Here is an 18,061-nt window from a genome sequence, read left to right on the forward strand (position 1 = left end):
AGGGCCCGTGCAGAGTCGTGCTCGTCTTCCCCGCCCTCGACGAACCACAGGTCATCGGCCAACGCCGCGGCCAGGGCGTGAGTCAGAGACGAGTGTGTCACCGCCCGGCAGGTGCTCGGGTGAGTCCGATGGGCCGGCGCAGCCTATTGGACCGTCTCGGACCGAAAACCCGTCCCCCGGAGGGGGCGGGCTGTCGGCCCTGAGCCGGTCGACGAGAAGTGTCGGTCGCGGGCGGGCGTTTGACCGAGGAACGCCGGACACGTCGTCCGGCAACGCGCGATGATACCTCCGTGTCAGAAGCGATCTATGGTCTCATCGGCGCTCTGGGCGGAGCCTTCCTCGGCGCGGCAGCCACCCTCATCGCACCGGCACTCACCGGCCGGCACGTCCGGCGCCAAGAGCAACGCGCCCGCAGCGAAGTCGAGTTCGAACGGATGATGGACCTGCGCCGCGCCACCCGCGACGTCCTGCTGATCCTCGACGACGGCCGGCAAGCGATGCATCGCGGCGAGCCCGTCGACATCAACGGGCCCGTGGTTGAGGCAGTGAAGACCATGCGGGAGGTCGCAGACCGATGCGAGGTGTACGGACTGCGGTTCGAGCACTCCCGAAGCAGCGCGGAGGTGGCCGGTGGGCGGGAGCCGTCTCCCGAGACGGAAGCGCTGCGGGACCTCGTCAGATTCGTGGGAGCGACGGTTTCATGGATCGGCCACGCCCTCCAGGCGAACGGCGCCCGGCGGCAGACACTCGAGCAGCGGGCAGACGGTCACTACGAGGAGGCGGAGAACGCCCGGCGGCGGCTGCTCGGTGTCCTGATGGACCGCATGGAAGAGCTACGGGAAGAAATGGCCCGCACGTGAGAAGCGACCACCCCTACTGACACACCGCATGGCAGAACCACTGACATCCAGGGGCAACTCCTGATCTGGCTCCCCCCTGGCTTGCCGACCGAGGCCGCACTGTCGAACACTGCCGGCAGGCCGACCTCGACGCCTGGCACACCGAGAAGCCGGCCACCCGACTGGTCACCGGAGCCGGAGGAAGTGGAGCCGATACGCCCCTGGCGGTCACCGCCGCTGACGCGCAGGTACTTACCCCAGGTTCGCTGAAGCTCGCTTGTCCTCAACGTGGACGACGTGCAGTTCGGTGCCGTCCCGGTGACGCTTCGATCGCCCGAACAGCCCGACAGCGATCTCCGACTGGTCCCGAGGCTCGTCAGGGCCGACATAGGTAAGGACGTCGTTGTGATGACCGGTGACGGCCCATCCTTCGACGTCCTCAAGGTTGATCACCCCGAAGTCTCCTGCCGAAGATCCGGCACGCGCCGGGCCGAACTTCCTCAGGATCTCGGTGGCCTGGTCAGCCAGATCTCCATCCGGAGCGGTCAGCACGACGCAAGTGCCGTGCTCGAAGAGCACCCATGACTTGTCAGGATCGGCGAGAAGCCGCTGCCAAATGTCTACCAGTGTCTCGGTGTCCATGGCGGTCATCATGCCGGAGAGCACCGACGCAGGGTGACGATCGACCGACACCGGAACTCGCGGGCCGGTCCGTGCTTTTGCCATGCCTGTGATCGCTGCGTGGGGGTCGTCTCTCAGCGTCGGACGGCCGTTGGCACGGTGGCGGTGCCGTTCAGGCAGTGGTCGAGGAGTGCGTGCATGCGCGGAACGGGCAGTGCCGGGTTGGACGCGGCGCCCTCGGCGGTACGGGGGTCGGCGAGGAGGGGCTCCAGGGCTTCCGGCGACAGGCTCGGGTTAGTGGCCGCCGCCTGGCGCACCGACGCGTCGGGGTCCGCCACCGGGGGTCGGGCAAGGCAGGATCGGCTGCGGCCAGGGCCCGTACCTCGGAATCCGGGTGGTCGATGAGGTGAGCCCGGCCGGTACGGGGGAAAGCGGGCAGGTCCAGCAGGGCCGGACGGTGGGCCGGGCGGGTGACGAAGACATCCAGGAGGAGGTGCGGCGGAGCCAGTGGGTGGTGGCAGGCCAGCCGGATCCTCACCTCCTCGTCGTCGTCCCGCGCGAGCGTCTCGGCGAGTTCCGCCGGCAGTCCCGGCCAACTTGCCGCAACCCGGCGGAGCACCGCTTCCTCGGACACCGCACAGGATGCGAACCAGTCGGGTGACGGCCCGAGGGCCGGGTCGGCATTCGACTCGGTGAACGGCTCGCCGATCGGACAGGTGCAGTCAGGACCGTGCCCCATGACCTGGTCGATCGCCCTGTACTCCGCCCAGGTACGGGAGAAGGGGTGCAGGCGCGCGCACGTCCGCACGTACTCGACCGGGTCCGACCTCAACTCGGCCACCAGGTCCGGTCCCACGTCGGGCCGGGCGGCAACCGACGCGCGGACCTCCGCGTCGGGGTGGCGGGCGAGCCGGGCGAGGGCGTAGGCCGGGGTGTGCGGGTTCCGGGCCATGAGGAGCACCGTGCCGTCCGCGAAACACTGCTCGACGAGCGCGGGGGACAGAGCACACGTGCCGAACACGAATCCGTTGCGCGAGCCGAAGGACGGCAGTCTGGCCTCCACCCGTTCCGGGTCCAGCGCCCAGTTCCTGTCCTGCGCCGCTTCCCGGACCCCGGGGTCCGGATCGTCGAGCAGCGCCGCCCGCTGCGCCGGCGTGAGCGACTGCCACCTCCACGTGGCCACTGTCCGGAGTTCGGGGTGCTCGTGGCCGGTGATGGAGCGGAAGAAGGACAGCGGGATCTGCCGGGACGAATCAAGCTCCCCGATGATCTCCTTCGCGGTGACCCTGCCGTCCTCGCCCCCGTCCTGGGCCATCAGGAGGGTCACGAGGATGTCGTCCGGCAGCGGTCGGACCCGTTGGGGGTGGTGACGGGGGCCGGAGGCGAGCCACGCGCGGACGATCCCCGACGGGTCCGACGCCAAGGGGGCGAGCCGCGCCGGGTCGACGTACCGGTTGCGGGCGAGCGCGCGGCGGATGACTCCGGACGGATGGCGCAGGGCAGCGTCGACGACGGCGTCGGGCAGGTCACGGCCCTCGCACATCAGCGGACCGGCGTCACCGGCCGCTGGATCCACCAGGCGTACCAGCACGTCGGAGGGCGCTGCCGGATTGAAGGCGATGCCGCGCAGCCAACGTTCGTGCACGGAGTCGGACATCGCGTCATCCTGTCACCTCGCTTCCTCAACCGGGCCGCCCGGCTACGACCGCGGCGGCGCTCGCACCGCGAACGCCCACGCCGGCCCCTGCCGGCCGGTAAGTGGCGGACCATGCCACCCACCGCCCAGACGCAGCCCTGTGCAACACCCTTCAGGCGGCCTTGTCCAGGGCCGGGCGCTCGAACTGGGTGCGGTGCAGTTCGGCGTAGCGGCCGTCGGCGGCGAGGAGTTGCTCGTGGGTGCCGCTTTCCACGATGCGGCCGGCCTCGACCACCAGGATGCGGTCGGCCGCCCGGATCGTGGACAGCCGGTGCGCGATGACCACGGCCGTCCTGCCCTGGAGGGCTTCGGTGAGGGCCTCTTGGACGGCTGCCTCGGAGGTGTTGTCGAGGTGGGCGGTGGCCTCGTCGAGGATGACGACGCGCTGGCGGGCCAGCAGCAGCCGGGCGATGGTCATGCGCTGGCGTTCGCCGCCGGAGAGCCGGTAGCCGCGCTCACCGACCACGGTGTCGAGCCCGTCCGGCAGGGACCGTACGAGGTCGGCCAGGCGGGCGCGGCGCAGCGCCTCCCAGAGGTCGTCCTCGGTGGCGTCCGGCCGGGCGAGGAGCAGGTTGGCCCGGACGGTGTCGTGGAAGAGGTGGCCGTCCTGGGTGACCATGCCGACGGTGTCGCGCAGCGACCGCGCGCTCAGGTCGCGCACGTCGACGCCGCCGACGCGGACCGTGCCGCCGTCGGTGTCGTACAGGCGCGGCAGCAGTTGGGCGATGGTGGACTTGCCGGCGCCGGACGAGCCGACCAGCGCGATGGTCTGGCCCGGTTCCGCGCGGAAGGAGAGGCCGTGCAGGACCTCTTCGCCGCCGCGGGTGTCCAGCGTGGCGACCTCTTCGAGGGAGGCGAGGGAGACCTTGTCGGCGGACGGGTAGCCGAAGCGGACGTCGTCGAACTCGACGGAGACCGGGCCGGCGGGGGCCGGGCGGGCGTCGGGCTTCTCGTCGATGAGCGGGGCCAGGTCGAGGACCTCGAAGACCCGCTCGAAGCTGACGAGGGCGCTCATGACCTCGACGCGGGCCCCGGCGAGCGCGGTGAGCGGCGCGTACAGGCGGGTCAGCAGCAGGGCCAGCGCGACGACGGCGCCCGGGTCCAGGGTGCCGCGCAGGGCGAAGAAGCCGCCGAGGCCGTAGACGAGGGCGAGGGCGAGCGCGGAGACCAACGTGAGCGCGGTGATGAAGGCGGCCTGGGCGGTGGCGGTGCGCACGCCGATGTCGGCGACGCGGCGGGCCCGCTCGGCGAACTCCTCGGACTCCTCCTCCGGGCGGCCGAACAGCTTGATCAGGGTGGCGCCCGGCGCCGAGAAGCGCTCGGTCATGCGGGTGCCCATGGACGCGTTGAGGGCGGCGGCCTCGCGCTGCATCCGGGCCATGCGGCGGCCCATCCGCCGCGCCGGGAGGACGAACACCGGGAGCAGCGCCAGGGCGAGCAGGGTGATCTGCCAGGACAGGGTCAGCATGACGGCCAGGGTGAGCAGCAGGGTGACCACGTTGCTGACGACGCCGGACAGGGTGTTGCTGAAGGCGCGCTGGGCGCCGATGACGTCGTTGTTGAGACGGGAGACGAGCGCTCCCGTACGAGTACGTGTGAAGAACGCGACCGGCATGCGCTGCACATGATCGAACACGGCCGTCCGCAGATCGAGGATGAGTCCCTCCCCGAGCGTCGCCGAGAGCCTGCGGGAGAGGATGCCGAGCACCGCCTCGGCGACCGCGATGAGCGCGATGAGCAGGGCGAGGCGCACGACCGTGCCCTCGTCGCCGTTCGACACGATCGCGTCGACGACCTTTCCGGCCAGGACGGGGGTGGCGACGGCGAGCAGGGCGGTCGCCACCCCGAGCAGCAGGAAGCGGACGATGCGGCGGCGGTGCGGGCGGGCGAACGCGCCGATGCGGCGCAGCGTGGCACGGGCGAAGGGGCGGCGTTCGTCTTTGGCGTGCATGACGCTGTACAGCTGCGTCCACGCCGTGGTCTCCATACTCATGCGGGTGACGGTAGAACCTCGACCAACCTTGAGGTCAAGGCGGCACGGCCCGCGGTCCGTAAGACCGTGTCCGCGCGTCGGCCACTCGTAGTTGGCGCGTCTGGGGGAATGTCTTGTGCTGTGACGACAGCGCTTCGAGTCCCCGAGAAGCAACTCCTGCACCGCGTACCGGTCCGCCGGGCCCTGTGTGTGCTTCCGCTGCTCCTGGTGGGAGTGGTCGCGGTCCGGCACCGGTCCGTGCTGGCGGACGGCTTCGGCCATCTCGCCACGGCGCGCTGGCCCTGGCTGCTGGCCGCGGCCGGCGCGACCTGTCTGACCTGGGTCGCCGCTGCCTGCACCCGGCAGGGCGCGGTGGTGGAGCGGCTGCCGAGCCGGCGGCTGCTGGCCACCCAGTTCGCGGCCGGCGCGGCCAACCACCTGCTGCCGACGGGGCTGGGCGCGAGCGCGGTGAACCTGCGGTTCATGACGGTGTGCGGGCTGCCGCTGGCCCGTTCCTCGGCCGCGCTGGCGCTGTACCTGCTGGCGGAGAGCGTGGGCCGACTCGCCCTGCTGGGCGCCCTGCTGGTCGCGTTCCCGGGCGCGCTGCGGCTCGGCCCGCTGCTGCCCGAGGGGGCGGTGGGGCCGCTGCTGGTGGTCGCGGGCGCGGTCCCGGTGGTGGCGGCGGGGCTGCTGGCGCTGCTGCCCCGGCTGCGCGGCGCGCTGGTCTCGTTCCTGCGGACGGCACTGGGCGAGGCCCGGTCGGTGCACGCCCGGCCGGCTCGGGCGCTGGCGCTGTGGGGCGGTGCGCTGGCCTTCCCCGCGTTGCAGACCTCGGCGCTGGTGCTGGTGGGCCGGTCGCTGGGACTGACGCTGCCGGTCGGGCACATGGCGGTGGCGTACCTGGCGGCGACGGTGGCGGTGGCGCTGGTGCCCACGCCGGGCGGCATCGGCTCGGTGGAGGCGGCGCTGGTCGTGGCGCTGGTGGCGGCGGGCGGGCCGGCGGCGGTGGCCACGGCCGTGGTGCTGGCGTTCCGGCTGCTGACGGTGTGGCTGCCGCTGCTGCCCGGGGCGCTGACGCTGGCGGCGCTGGTGCGGGCGCGGGTGATCTGAGGGGGCTCGCGGACCGGACCGTCAGGCGACGGTGACGTGCACCGGTCCGCCGTCGGGATCGACCAGGTGCGTCCAGCGTGCCGACAGGTTCAGCGGGCGGTGCGGCACGGCGGTGCCGGCGCGGCAGCGCTCGCGGTGCAGCGGGCGGCCGTCCTGGGTGACGTGCAGGACGGGGCGGGGCAGCGGGACCGCGGTCCGCAGCAGGTACGGGAGTCGGCCGTCCGGGGTGACCCGGTTCGGGGCGATGCGCAGCAGGGGCGGCTCGGCGACCAGGGGGACGCCGCCGGGCCAGTCCGGGTCCGTCGGGCCCGCTCCCGTGCCGTGGGTGAGCCAGTCGCGTACGGCGATCGCGGCGTGCGCGCCCTCGCGGGCCGCCGTGGCCGCGCTCTCGACGGCGTGCAGGACGCTGCCGATCGCGAAGACGCCGGGCCGTGAGGTGCGCAGGGCGCCGTCCACGGCGGGACCGCGGGTCGAGGGGTCCAGGGCGAGTCCGCCGCGCCGGGCGAGTTCGTGCTCGGGGACGAAGTCGCCGGTGAACACGACGGTGTCGCAGGGCAGCGTGGCGGTACGGCCGTCGCGGTGGCGTACCCGCACGCCCGACAGGCGCCCGCGGCCGAGGAGTTCGGTGACCGTGGTGCCGGTGAGGACCGGGGTACGGTGCCGCAGGCGCGCGTGCAGTGTCCGCGCGGGGGCGGCGGGGGCCCGGGGCAGCTCGGTGACCAGCGCGACGACCTCGGCTCCGGCCGCCCGTACGGTGTCGGCGGCAGCGTGCGAGACGTCCTCGGCGCCGACGATCACCGCACGGCTGCCGATGTGCTGCCCGTACAGGTGGACCGCCTGCTGGAGTTCGCCGGTGGTGTAGACGCCGGCCGGCCGGGTGCCGGGGACGAGGCGGGCGGCGCGGGGGCGTTCGCGGGCGCCGGTGGCCAGGACGACCGCGCGGGCCTCGAGTGTCCCGGTGCCCTGGGGTCCGACGGTGGTCAGGGCGCGCGGGCCCGCCCAGTCGAGGGCGGTGACGCCGGTGCGCAGGTCGGCTCCGGCGTGGACGGCCGCGCCGGCGAGGAGGCGGGCGTAGGCGGGGCCGGTCAGCGCGTGCGGCCGGTTGCCGAAGCCCCGGTGGGCGCAGTGCCTGGGCACTCCGCCGGGCGTCTGCTCGCGCTCCAGGACCTCGACGCGGGCGCCCGCCGTCGCGAGCAGCGAGGCGGCGGCGAGTCCGGCGGGACCGGCGCCCACCACCAGGACGTCGACGTGTCGGCCGGTCACCGCTGTGCCTCCTCGAACAACGCGCGTACCGCCGCCCCGCAGTAGAAGCCCTGGCAGCGGCCCGCCCGGGCCCGGGTGCGGCGGCGCAGCCCGTCCAGGGACCGGGGCGGGACCGGTCCGGCGAGGGCGTCGCGGATCTCGCCGCGGGAGACGCGTTCGCAGTGGCAGACCAGGGTGCCGTACTCCGGGTCGGCGGCGACGAGGTCGGGCCGCTGGTGGGGGCGGGGGGCACCCTCGCCGAGCTGGGGCATGCGGACCGGTTCGAGCGGGCGCCGGGGGCCCGGGTCGAGGCCGGTGCCGACGAGCAGGCCGGTGACGTGCTCGGCGAGGGCGAGGGAGGCGGTGAGGCCGGTGGAGCGGATGCCGCCGACGGTGACGTAACCCTGGTCGGGGTGGGCGGCGATCCGGTAGTCGTCGTGCTCGGTGGCGGCGCGCAGGCCCGCGTAGACGGCGGTGACCTCCTCCTCCAGCAGTGCGGGCAGGATGCGGCGGCCCTGTTCGCGCAGGCGGCGCAGTCCCTCGGCGGTGGAGCCGGTGTCGCGCTTGTCGTCCAGGTCCTCGGCGGTGGGGCCGAGCAGCACGTTGCCGTAGACGGTGGGGGCGACCAGGACGCCCTTGCCGAGGGCGGTGGGGACGGGCAGGAGGATGTGGCGGACGAGGGCGCGGGCGAACGTGTCGTGGACCAGGAGCTGGCCCCGGCGCGGGGTGACCGTGAAGTCGTCGTGGCCGAGGCTGCGGTCGAGGGTGTCGGCGTGCAGTCCGGCGGCGTTGACGAGCCGTCGGGCGCGCAGCGTGCCGCGCGGGGTGCTGAGCCGGTGGACGCCGTCCGCGTGACCGGCGTGCACGACGGGCGAGTCGAGGTGCAGGTCGACGCCGCCGGCGACCGCCTGGGTGGCGTAGGCGAGGGTGGTCGTCCACGGGCAGATGATGCTCTCGCCGGGTACGTGCAGGGCGCCGAGCGCACCGGGTCCGAGGTGGGGTTCGCGGGCGTACAGCTCGGCGGGGCCGAGGAGGCGGGTGTCGTGGCACTCGTTGCGCGCGGCCTTCTCGGCGAGGCGGGGCAGCGCCGTGAGCTGCTCCTCGTCCCAGGCGACGAGCAGGGCGCCGACGCGTTCGAGGGGGATGCCCGACTCGACGGCGTAGGCGGCGAGTGCGCGGGCGCCCTCCCGTACGAGCCGGGCCTCCAGGGAGCCGGGCACGGCGTCGAAACCGGTGTGCAGGATGGCGGTGTTCGCCTTCGACGTGCCCTGTCCGACGTCGTCCTGCGCCTCGACGAGGGCGACGCGCAGCTCCGGGTGGTGCGCGAGCCGCCGGGCGATCGCACACCCGACGACCCCGGCCCCGACGATCGCCACGTCGTACGGCTCGACGGGCAGGGTCCCTCGCACGGTGACGGTCACGCCGGACCTCCGGCGAGCAGCGCGGCGACCGCCGTGCGGAAGCGGGTGCGGCGCTCGGCGGCCTCGCCGGCGGTGATGCGGGGCTCGTACACCGTGGTGGGCCCCGCATCGGGGAGCGCGTCGGCCAGGGCGAGGGACGGGTCGGCGCCGAGCCGGGCCAGGGTGCCGACGCCGAGGGCGGTGGCGTCCGGCAGGGGGGACACCTCGACCGGGTGTTGCAGCAGGTCGGCCTGGGTCTGCATGAGGAGCGCGGAGCGGGTGAGGCCGCCGTCGACGCGCAGTACGGTCAGCGGGTCGCCGAGGTCGGCCGCCGCGGCGTCGGCGAGTTCGGCGACCTGGGCGGCGAGGCCCTCGCACAGGGCGCGCACCAGGTGTCCGGGGCCGGTGTCCAGGCCGAGGCCGGTGAGCGAGCCGCGCAGGTCGCCGCGCCACCAGGGGGCGGCGAGACCGGCCAGCGCCGGGACGAAGGTGACGCCGCCGGCGTCCGGGACCGCGGCGCCCACCGGGTCGAGGTCGGCGGCTCCGGTGATGACGCCGAGGTCGGTGAGCCAGCGGACGGCGGAGGCGGCCGTGTACACCTGGCCGTCCAGGCAGTGGTCGGTGCGTCCGCCGAGCCGCCAGGCGACGCAGGCGGCGAGACCGGAGGTGCCCCGGCGCGGGGTGCCGCCGGTGTGGGCGAGGAGGAACGCGCCGGTGCCGTAGGTGCACTTGGCGGTGCCCGGCTCGGTGACGCGCTGGGCGAGCAGCGCGGCCTGCTGGTCGACGGCGAGGCCGGTGAGCGGCAGTTCGGGGCCGAAGGCCTTGGTCGTGCCGACGTGGGCGGCGTTGTCCACGATCTCCGGGAGCCGTTCGCCGCCGAGGCCGTACAACTCCAGGGCGCGGGGCGACCACTCGGCGCGGTCGAGGTCGAGGAGCTGGGTGCGGGAGGCGGTCGCCGCGTCCGTGACGTGGGCGCCGGTGAGGCGGTGGACCAGCCAGCTGTCGGAGGTGGTGACGTGGCCGGCGCGGGTGAGGTGCCGTCGTATCCAGGCCATTTTCGGCGCGGCGAAGTACGGGTCGAGGGGCAGACCGGTCAGGTGACGCAACTCGTCGCCATGCGGGTCCAGTTCGCCGCAGAGGGGTTCCGCCCGGCGGTCCTGCCAGACGAGTGCGTCGGTGAGCGGACGGCCGGTGTCCGGGTCCCAGGCGAGCACCGTCTCGCCCTGGTTGGCCAGGCCGAGCGCGGTGACCGGCTCGTCCGCGTCGGCGAGCGCCCGGTGTCCGGCGTCGACCACCGAGCCGTACAGCTCCTGCGGGTCCACCTCCACCCGGCCGCCGGGCAGGTACCGGGGCCGGACCTCGGCGAAGCCGGTACCGAGCACGCCGCGTTCGGGGCAGATCACCAGCGCCTTGGTGCCGGACGTGCCCTGGTCGACGGCGAGTACCGCGTCCGGCATCCACACCTCCCGGCTCCCGCGCCGACGGTCTCGGCGATCACTGCGCGCCAGCCTGCCCCCGCGGACACACCGCGTCAAGAGTGACTGACGAACCGTCAGTTCACCCTGGTGGCAATGGTTTTGCGCCGGTGCCGCGAAAGCGGACAGAGGCGGAACCTCCGCCTCTATAGTGTGCGCCGACCGCTCGACCACCGCACCGCCGCCCCCGGGGAGGGCTGTTTGTCACGCCATGCCGCCCTACGGTCCGTTCCGCTCCTCGCAGCGGGCGTGTGATGGCCAGGGACGGGCAACAGCCCGCCTACGACCCCGCCGGCCACGACACCGCGCTGCGCTCCGCCCTCCAGGAGGTACGGGCCGGGCGCTGGATGTCGATGCGCATCCTGCTGGAGCAGACCGGCTCCTGGTCGCAGTGGACGCGCCGCACCCAGGTACTGGCCGCATCGGCGGCCGGTACGGACGTGGTGCGGGCCTGGCTCGCGGAGGAGCCGCACAGTGTGGCGGCCGCGGTAATGCACGCCCGGGTGGTCGTGGAGCGGGCGCTTCGGGCGTACCGCGAGGACCATCCCCGCACCCGCGAGCTGTGGCCGCAGGCCTGGCACGCCTGCGACGCGGCGACGCGGGCGGCGCCCCACGACCCGGTGCCGTGGGTGTGTCTGCTGGCGCTGGCCCGGCTGGACGAGGGGCAGCGCTGGGAGGAGCACCGGATGGCGCCGCCGGAGCCGATGCTGCCGCCGGGGCCGTGGGGGCTGCTCGCCGAGGCCGGCAAGCGCGACCCGTACAACCGGGAGGCCCACCACCGCATGCTCCAGTGCCTGTATCCGCACGGCGGTTCCGAACGCCTGGCCCGGGCGGCCGGGTTCGCGCACTGGGCGGCCGGTTCGGCGCCGCCCGGTTCGGCGCTGCACGTGCTGCCGCTGTACGTCCGGGTGGAGCGCTACCGCCGTTCGGGGGCGCGGGAGGCGGCGCTTGATCTGCACTGGGTGGCGGAGGACGCCGCCCGCGAGGCGGGGCAGGCGTTCGACTCCTGGTTCACGCTCTGCCCGCGGGACGAGCGGTCCCTGCCCGACCTGAACCACCTGGCCCACGCGCTGTGGGGCGCCCTCCGGTTCCGGGAGGCGAACCAGGTGTTCGACGCGCTCGGCCCCTACTGGACGCCGCTGCCCTGGGCCTGCCGGGCCCCGGGCGACGGTTCGGCCGTACGGGCCGTGGAGGTGTTCCTCCAGGCCCGCGCGCGCAGCCGTTCGGCCGCCCGCGGCCGTGGCCGCGGCCGACGGCGCCCCTGACCCCCCACCCTTCCGTCCCGGAGGTCCGCCATGTCCCGCTCCTTGGAACCGTCCGCCACCGACGAGGAACAGCGCCTGCGCGAACTCGGCTACCGGCCGGTGCTGGCCCGCCGCATGGGCGGCTTCGGCAACTTCGCCATCAGCTTCTCGGTGATCTCGATCCTCTCCGGCTGCATGACCCTGTACGGCTTCGGCCTGGGCACCGGCGGCCCCGCCGTGATGCTCTGGGGCTGGGCGGGCGTCGGCCTGTTCGTGCTGTGCGTCGGGATGGCGCTGGCCGAGGTCACCAGCGCCTACCCGACGTCCGGCGCGCTGTACTACATGGCCGACCGGCTCGGCGGCCGCCGCTGGGGCTGGTACACGGGCTGGCTGAACCTGCTGGGGCTGCTCGGCGCGATCGCCGGGATCGACTACGGGGCGGCGCTGTTCACGGGCGCGTTCCTCAACCTCCAGTGGGGCTTCGAGCCGACACCGGAGAAGACGATGCTGATCTTCGTCGTGATCCTGCTGCTGCACGCCACGCTCAACCTGTTCGGCGTCCGGCTGGTCAGCGTGCTCAACTCCATCAGCGTGTGGTGGCACCTGGCCGGTGTCGCGCTGATCGTCGGCGCGCTGGTGATCGTGCCCGACCACCACCAGTCGCCGTCCTTCGTCTTCACCGAGTTCGTCAACGACACCGGCTGGGAGAACCCGCTGTACGTGGCCGCGATCGGCCTGCTGCTCGCGCAGTACACCTTCTCCGGCTACGACGCCTCGGCCCACCTGTCCGAGGAGACCTCGAACGCGTCGGTGTCGGCGGCGCGCGGCATCGTGCGGGCCATCTGGGTGTCGTGGCTGGCGGGCTTCGTGCTGCTGGCCGGACTGACCTTCGCCATCCAGGACTACGACGCGACGCGCGACACCGCGACCGGGGTGCCGCCCGCGCAGATCCTCCTGGACGGCCTGGGCACGGACGGCGCGAGCGCGCTGCTGCTCGTGGTGATCGTGGCGCAGTTGTTCTGCGGCAACGCCGAGGTGGCCGCCGCCAGCCGGATGGTGTTCGCGTTCAGCCGGGACGGCGCCCTGCCCGGCTCGTCGCTGTGGCGCAAGGTCTCCGCCCGCACCCAGACCCCGGTCGCCGCGGTGTGGCTGTCGGTGGCGGTGGCCTGTCTGCTGGCGCTGCCGTCCCTGTACTCGGCGACGGCGTACGGCGCGGTGACCGCCATCAACGTCATCGGCATCACTCCGGCGTACGCCATCCCGGTGCTGCTGCGGCTGCGGGCCGGCGACCGGTTCACGCCGGGTCCCTGGAACCTGGGCCGGTGGAGCAGGCCGGTCGGGTGGGTCGCGGTGGTGTGGGTGGCGTTGGTCACCGTGCTGTTCTGCCTCCCCCAGTCGTCGCCGGTGACGGCCGACACGATGAACTACGCCGTCGTCGCCCTGGTCGTCGTACTGGTATTGGCCACGGTGTGGTGGTTCGTCGCCCGCCGTTCGTACGGCACACCGACGACCGCGGCCTACGGCGACGACCGTGAGCAGGCGGAACTCGCCGAGGGCATCGTCTGAAACGCCCCGTTCCGCGCTCCGGCGCGGTACGGAACACCGCCCGGGATACGGCAGGATGAGCCCTCGCGCCGGTCGAACTGCCTTGCGGTTCGGCCGGGTCGCGCATCCCCGACATCCCATAGACATCCCGTAGGCGTTCCGTTGGAGGCGGCCGGTGACCGAGGACCTGACCATGGACCATCTGCTGCCCGCCGGCATCGCGCTGGGCGCGGGTCTGCTGGGCGCGTTCCTGCTGCGCATGCTGCTGCGCTGGCTGGCGGGCCATGCCGGGCGCACCCGCTGGGGCGGCGACGACGTGATCGTGGCCGCGCTGCGCACGATGGCGCCGTGGGCGGCGGTCGCGGCCGGGGTGGCCGGGGCGGCGGCGGCGCTGCCGCTGACCCGGGCGGTGCAGCACGGTGTCAACCAGGTGCTGACGGTGCTGCTGATCTTCGTGGCGACGGTGACGGCGGCCCGGGTGGTCGCCGGTCTGGTGCGGACGGTGACGACCTCGCGCTCCGGCGTCGCCGGGTCGGCCACGATCTTCGTCAACATCACCCGGATCCTGGTGCTGGCCATCGGCTTCCTGGTGATGCTGCAAACGCTGGGCGTCTCCATCGCACCGATGCTGACCGCCCTGGGCGTGGGCGGCCTCGCGGTGGCGCTGGCCCTCCAGGACACGCTGGCCAACCTCTTCGCGGGCATCCACATCCTCGCCTCCAAGACCGTGCAGCCGGGCGACTACATCCAGCTCAGCAGCGGCGAGGAGGGCTATGTCGAGGACATCAACTGGCGCCAGACCACCGTGCGCGAGCTGTCCAACAACCTGGTGGTGATCCCGAACGGACAGCTCGCGAAGTCGAACATGACCAACTTCATGCGGCCCGAGCAGCAGCTCACGGTCCTGGTCCAGGTCGGGGTGTCCTACGACAGTGACCTGGACCACGTGGAGCGGGTGACGACCGAGGTGATCGCCGAGGTGATGCGGGAGGTCAGCGGCGCGGTGCCGGACCACGAGCCGGCCATCCGCTTCCACACCTTCGGCGACTCGCGGATCGGTTTCACGGTGATCCTGGGCGTGGGCGAGTTCAGCGACCAGTACCGGATCAAGCACGAGTTCATCAAGCGGCTGCACCGGCGCTACCGCGCGGAGGGCATCCGGATCCCGTCGCCCGCCCGGACGGTCGCGCTCCAGCAGGGGGCCGTGGTCCTCCCGCAGCAGCGGCTGGGCGAGGACACCGTCCCGCTCCCCTGAGCGCGACGTGGCCGGAATCCGGGTGCGACCCCTGTCGAGCCGGGGACGGTCACGAGATATCTTGATGTCGAGCAATGTTGCAGACGTGGAGCGGAGCACCCGGTGACTGACTCGACCATCATCTATACACACACTGACGAGGCCCCGGCCCTGGCGACGTATTCGTTCCTGCCGGTGGTCCGGGCGTACGCCTCGCAGGCGGGTGTCGCGGTCGAGACCCGCGACATCTCGCTGGCCGGCCGCATCATCGCCCTGTTCCCGGAGTACCTGACCGAGGACCAGCGCATCCCGGACGCCCTCGCGGAGCTGGGCGAGCTGGCGAAGACGCCCGCCGCCAACATCATCAAGCTGCCGAACATCTCGGCGTCCATCCCGCAGCTCAAGGCCGCCATTGCCGAGCTTCAGGGCCAGGGCTACGCGCTGCCGGCCTACCCGGACGACCCGAAGACCGACGAGGAGCGCGACGTCCGCGCCCGCTACGACAAGGTCAAGGGCTCCGCGGTCAACCCGGTGCTGCGCGAGGGCAACTCCGACCGCCGTGCCCCGGCGTCGGTGAAGAACTACGCCAAGACCCACCCGCACCGCATGGGCGCCTGGACCGGCGAGTCCAAGACCAACGTGGCGACCATGGGCGAGAACGACTTCCGTTCCACCGAGAAGTCCACGGTGATCGCCGAGGACGGCACCCTGCGGATCGAGCTGGTCGGCGACGACGGCACCACCACGGTGCTGCGCGAGTCGGTGCCGGTGAAGAAGGACGAGGTCGTCGACGCCTCCGTGCTGCGCGTCGCCGCGCTGCGCGAGTTCCTCACCGCGCAGGTCGCCCGCGCCAAGGCCGAGGGCATCCTGTACTCGGTGCACCTGAAGGCCACGATGATGAAGGTCTCCGACCCGATCATCTTCGGCCACGTGGTGCGCGCCTTCTTCCCGAAGACCTTCGCCCAGTACGGCGAGACGCTCGCCAAGGCCGGTCTCACCCCGAACGACGGCCTGGGCGGCATCTACAAGGGGCTGGAGTCCCTGCCCGAGGGCGCCGAGATCAAGGCGTCCTTCGACGCGGAGCTGGCCGAGGGCCCGGAGCTGGCCATGGTCGACTCCGACAAGGGCATCACCAACCTGCACGTGCCCTCGGACGTCATCATCGACGCCTCCATGCCGGCGATGATCCGCACCTCCGGCCACATGTGGGGCGCGGACGGCGGCGAGCACGACGCCCTCGCCGTGATCCCGGACTCCTCCTACGCCGGGGTGTACCAGGCCGTCATCGAGGACTGCCGCGCCAACGGCGCCTACGACCCCTCCACCATGGGTTCGGTCCCGAACGTCGGCCTCATGGCGCAGAAGGCCGAGGAGTACGGCAGCCACGACAAGACCTTCGAGATCCCCACCACGGGCACCGTCCGCCTGGTCGACGCCACGGGCAACGCGGTGCTGGAGCAGACGGTCTCCGCCGGTGACATCTTCCGCGCCTGCCAGACCAAGGACGCGCCGATCCGCGACTGGGTGAAGCTGGCCGTCACCCGCGCCCGCGCCACCGGCGACCCGGCCGTCTTCTGGCTGGACGAGGGCCGCGCGCACGACGCCAACCTGATCGCCAAGGTGAAGGCGTACCTGCCGGAGCACGACACCGAGGGCCTGGACATCCGGATCCTCAACCCGGTCGAGGCGACCAAGCTGTCGGTGGAGCGCATCCGCCGCGGCGAGAACACCATCTCGGTCACCGGCAACGTGCTGCGCGACTACCTGACCGACCTGTTCCCGATCCTGGAGCTGGGCACCAGCGCCAAGATGCTGTCGGTCGTCCCGCTGATGGCGGGCGGCGGCCTCTTCGAGACCGGTGCCGGCGGCTCGGCCCCGAAGCACGTGCAGCAGCTGGTCAAGGAGGACTACCTGCGCTGGGACTCGCTGGGCGAGTTCTTCGCCCTGGTGCCGTCCCTGGAGCAGTACGCCGAGGCCACCGGCAACACCAAGGCCAAGGTCCTCGCCGACACCCTCGACCGCGCGACGGCGACCTTCCTCAACGAGGACAAGTCCCCGACACGCCGCGTCGGCGGCATCGACAACCGCGGCAGCCACTTCTACCTGTCCCTGTACTGGGCGCAGGAGCTGGCGAAGCAGACCGACGACGCGGACCTGGCCAAGGCCTTCGCCCCGCTCGCCGAGTCGCTCACCGCGAGCGAGCAGAAGATCGTCGAGGAGCTGAACGCCGTCCAGGGCAAGCCCGCCGAGATCGGCGGCTACTACCAGCCCGACCCGGCCAAGGCCGCCGAGGTCATGCGCCCGTCGGCCACCTGGAACGAGGCCCTGGCGTCCTTCGCCTGATCCTCCCCGGGCCCGCAGGCACCCCGGCACCCCGTCTCCGTCCCCTCGGAGGCGGGGTGCCGCCGCTTCACCACTCCCGCGGCGCGATCAGCTCCTCCGGGTCCGCGTCCGCGAAGCCGTAGGCCTGGGATACGAACCAGAACGCCTCGCCGATCTCCTCCCGGGCTGTGGTCTCGATCTCGCTGCCCGCCTCCTCGAAGGCCGCCTCCAGCTCGTTGAACTCCTCGGTGGCCGCGTGGGTCAGCGCGTAGAGCGCCGTCAGGTCCCCCGGCCGCTCCGCCTCCACGCGGGCGCACAGCCGGAGCAGGATCTCGCGGCCCCGGTCCACCACCCGGTCCGGGAAGTAGTCGTCCCCGTACAGTCCCGCCAGAAACCGGTGTGCGGCCACCCGCTGGTTGGTGATCGGCATGATGCCCCCCTGTCCTCGCTGCCCGGTACCGTCCCCGTGATCCTGTCGCACGCCACTGACATCGCCCCCGGAGCCGCCCCATGACCGACGCCCCGCCCGCCTTCGAGCTGCTGCCGGGTGCCCCGCACTCCCCCGTGCTCCTGCACGTCCCGCACTCCTCCCGGGAGATCCCGGCCGACGTGCGGAGCGGCATCGTCCTGTCCGACGCCGAGCTGGAGCGCGAGCTGGACCATATGACCGACTCGCACACCGCGGAGATCGCCGGGCGGGCCGCCGAGCTGGCCGGTCTCACCCCCTGGCGGTTCGTGAACCGGGCGTCGCGGCTGGTGGTCGACCCGGAGCGGTTCCCGGACGAACGGGAGGAGATGACGGCCGTCGGGATGGGCGCCGTCTACACGCGGACCTCGCACCGCGAGGTGCTGCGCCCGGACGGCACGGACCCCGAGCCGCTGATCGAGCGGTACTTCCGGCCGTACGCGCGGGCCATGACCGAGGCGGTGGCCGACCGGCTCGCGGCCACCGGACGGGCCGTGATCGTCGACGTGCACTCCTACCCGACCCGGCCGCTCCCCTACGAACTGCACGGCGAGGGCCCGCGCCCGCCCGTCTGCCTGGGCACCGACGCCTTCCACACGCCGTCCGAGCTGCTCGCCGCCGCCCGGGAGGCGTTCGCCCCGTGCGGCGGGACCGGGCTGGACAGCCCGTTCGGCGGGACGTACGTGCCGCTGGACTTCTACGGGACGCGGGCCGAGGTCGGCGCGCTGATGGTGGAGATCCGCCGGGACACGTACATGACGGAGCCGGGCGGCCCGGCCGGGCCGGGCCTGTCGCGCCTCGCGGAGTCGCTCGCGGCGCTCGTCGACGCCGTCTCGGGCTGAGCGCCGGCCGGCCGGGCCGCCCACCACCGGCTGGAGCACTCCCGCGCGACAGC

At 73.1% G+C, this 18,061-nt stretch carries 14 protein-coding genes; 7 read left to right on the forward strand and 7 right to left on the reverse strand.

Annotation, left to right across the window (positions count from 1 at the left end; all coding sequences use genetic code 11):
- The first annotated feature begins 290 nt into the window (after nt 1-290).
- Nucleotides 291-860 (forward strand): hypothetical protein, encoded by a 570-nt coding sequence (locus tag B9W62_RS04735; RefSeq protein ID WP_087805468.1) that lies wholly within the window; start codon nt 291-293, stop codon nt 858-860.
- Nucleotides 861-1,091: 231 nt separating this feature from the next.
- On the opposite strand, the gene B9W62_RS04740 is transcribed toward B9W62_RS04735, so the two are convergent.
- The 3 genes from B9W62_RS04740 to B9W62_RS04750 all read right to left on the reverse strand — a co-directional run bounded on the left by B9W62_RS04740 (nt 1,092) and on the right by B9W62_RS04750 (nt 5,143).
- Nucleotides 1,092-1,490 carry a hypothetical protein gene (locus B9W62_RS04740; protein WP_087811746.1) on the reverse strand — a complete coding sequence of 133 codons (399 nt, stop codon included), beginning with the start codon at nt 1,488-1,490 and terminating at the stop codon, nt 1,092-1,094.
- A 104-nt stretch (nt 1,491-1,594) separates the two neighbouring features.
- Nucleotides 1,595-1,798 carry a hypothetical protein gene (locus B9W62_RS41180; RefSeq protein ID WP_373433663.1) on the reverse strand — a complete coding sequence of 68 codons (204 nt, stop codon included), beginning with the start codon at nt 1,796-1,798 and terminating at the stop codon, nt 1,595-1,597.
- A 1,470-nt stretch (nt 1,799-3,268) separates the two neighbouring features.
- On the reverse strand, nt 3,269-5,143 hold the full coding sequence (locus B9W62_RS04750; RefSeq protein WP_087805469.1) for an ABC transporter ATP-binding protein: 1,875 nt from the start codon (nt 5,141-5,143) through the stop codon (nt 3,269-3,271).
- Nucleotides 5,144-5,338: 195 nt separating this feature from the next.
- Between B9W62_RS04750 and B9W62_RS04755 the strand changes: the two genes are divergently transcribed.
- A complete protein-coding gene (locus B9W62_RS04755; protein WP_087805471.1) occupies nt 5,339-6,238 on the forward strand; it encodes a lysylphosphatidylglycerol synthase transmembrane domain-containing protein in 900 nt (299 codons plus the stop codon).
- Nucleotides 6,239-6,259: 21 nt separating this feature from the next.
- Here the strand turns inward: B9W62_RS04755 and B9W62_RS04760 are convergent, their stop codons facing one another.
- Genes B9W62_RS04760 through B9W62_RS04770 form a run of 3 tightly spaced genes read right to left on the reverse strand, consistent with a single transcriptional unit; the run spans nt 6,260 to nt 10,337 of the window.
- The gene (locus tag B9W62_RS04760; protein ID WP_087805473.1) at nt 6,260-7,501 is read right to left on the reverse strand and encodes an NAD(P)/FAD-dependent oxidoreductase; all 1,242 of its coding nucleotides are present in this window, start codon (nt 7,499-7,501) and stop codon (nt 6,260-6,262) included.
- Complete coding sequence (locus B9W62_RS04765) at nt 7,498-8,901, reverse strand: FAD-dependent oxidoreductase (protein WP_087805475.1); 1,404 nt, start codon at nt 8,899-8,901, stop codon at nt 7,498-7,500. The genes B9W62_RS04760 and B9W62_RS04765 overlap by 4 nt, the downstream gene beginning before the upstream one ends.
- Nucleotides 8,898-10,337 carry an FGGY family carbohydrate kinase gene (locus B9W62_RS04770; RefSeq protein ID WP_087805477.1) on the reverse strand — a complete coding sequence of 480 codons (1,440 nt, stop codon included), beginning with the start codon at nt 10,335-10,337 and terminating at the stop codon, nt 8,898-8,900. The genes B9W62_RS04765 and B9W62_RS04770 overlap by 4 nt, the downstream gene beginning before the upstream one ends.
- Nucleotides 10,338-10,609: 272 nt before the next feature.
- On the opposite strand from B9W62_RS04770, the gene B9W62_RS04775 reads away from it, so the two are divergent.
- The 4 genes from B9W62_RS04775 to B9W62_RS04790 all read left to right on the forward strand — a co-directional run bounded on the left by B9W62_RS04775 (nt 10,610) and on the right by B9W62_RS04790 (nt 16,721).
- The gene (locus B9W62_RS04775; protein ID WP_087805479.1) at nt 10,610-11,620 is read left to right on the forward strand and encodes a hypothetical protein; all 1,011 of its coding nucleotides are present in this window, start codon (nt 10,610-10,612) and stop codon (nt 11,618-11,620) included.
- Nucleotides 11,621-11,650: 30 nt separating this feature from the next.
- Nucleotides 11,651-13,165: an amino acid permease gene (locus tag B9W62_RS04780; RefSeq protein WP_087805481.1), complete on the forward strand. Its 1,515-nt coding sequence runs from the start codon at nt 11,651-11,653 to the stop codon at nt 13,163-13,165.
- Nucleotides 13,166-13,337: 172 nt separating this feature from the next.
- Entirely contained in the window at nt 13,338-14,399 is a 1,062-nt protein-coding gene (locus B9W62_RS04785) for a mechanosensitive ion channel family protein (protein WP_087811747.1), read from the forward strand.
- A 102-nt stretch (nt 14,400-14,501) separates the two neighbouring features.
- The gene (locus tag B9W62_RS04790; RefSeq protein ID WP_087805483.1) at nt 14,502-16,721 is read left to right on the forward strand and encodes an NADP-dependent isocitrate dehydrogenase; all 2,220 of its coding nucleotides are present in this window, start codon (nt 14,502-14,504) and stop codon (nt 16,719-16,721) included.
- A 67-nt stretch (nt 16,722-16,788) separates the two neighbouring features.
- Here the strand turns inward: B9W62_RS04790 and B9W62_RS04795 are convergent, their stop codons facing one another.
- Nucleotides 16,789-17,130 (reverse strand): DUF5713 family protein, encoded by a 342-nt coding sequence (locus B9W62_RS04795; protein WP_087805485.1) that lies wholly within the window; start codon nt 17,128-17,130, stop codon nt 16,789-16,791.
- A gap of 80 nt (nt 17,131-17,210) precedes the next feature.
- On the opposite strand from B9W62_RS04795, the gene B9W62_RS04800 reads away from it, so the two are divergent.
- Nucleotides 17,211-18,008 (forward strand): N-formylglutamate amidohydrolase, encoded by a 798-nt coding sequence (locus B9W62_RS04800; RefSeq protein ID WP_087805487.1) that lies wholly within the window; start codon nt 17,211-17,213, stop codon nt 18,006-18,008.
- The last annotated feature ends 53 nt before the right edge of the window (nt 18,009-18,061 follow it).

The sequence above is a fragment of the Streptomyces sp. CS113 genome (genome assembly GCF_002188365.1).
GTDB lineage: Bacteria > Actinomycetota > Actinomycetes > Streptomycetales > Streptomycetaceae > Streptomyces > Streptomyces tendae.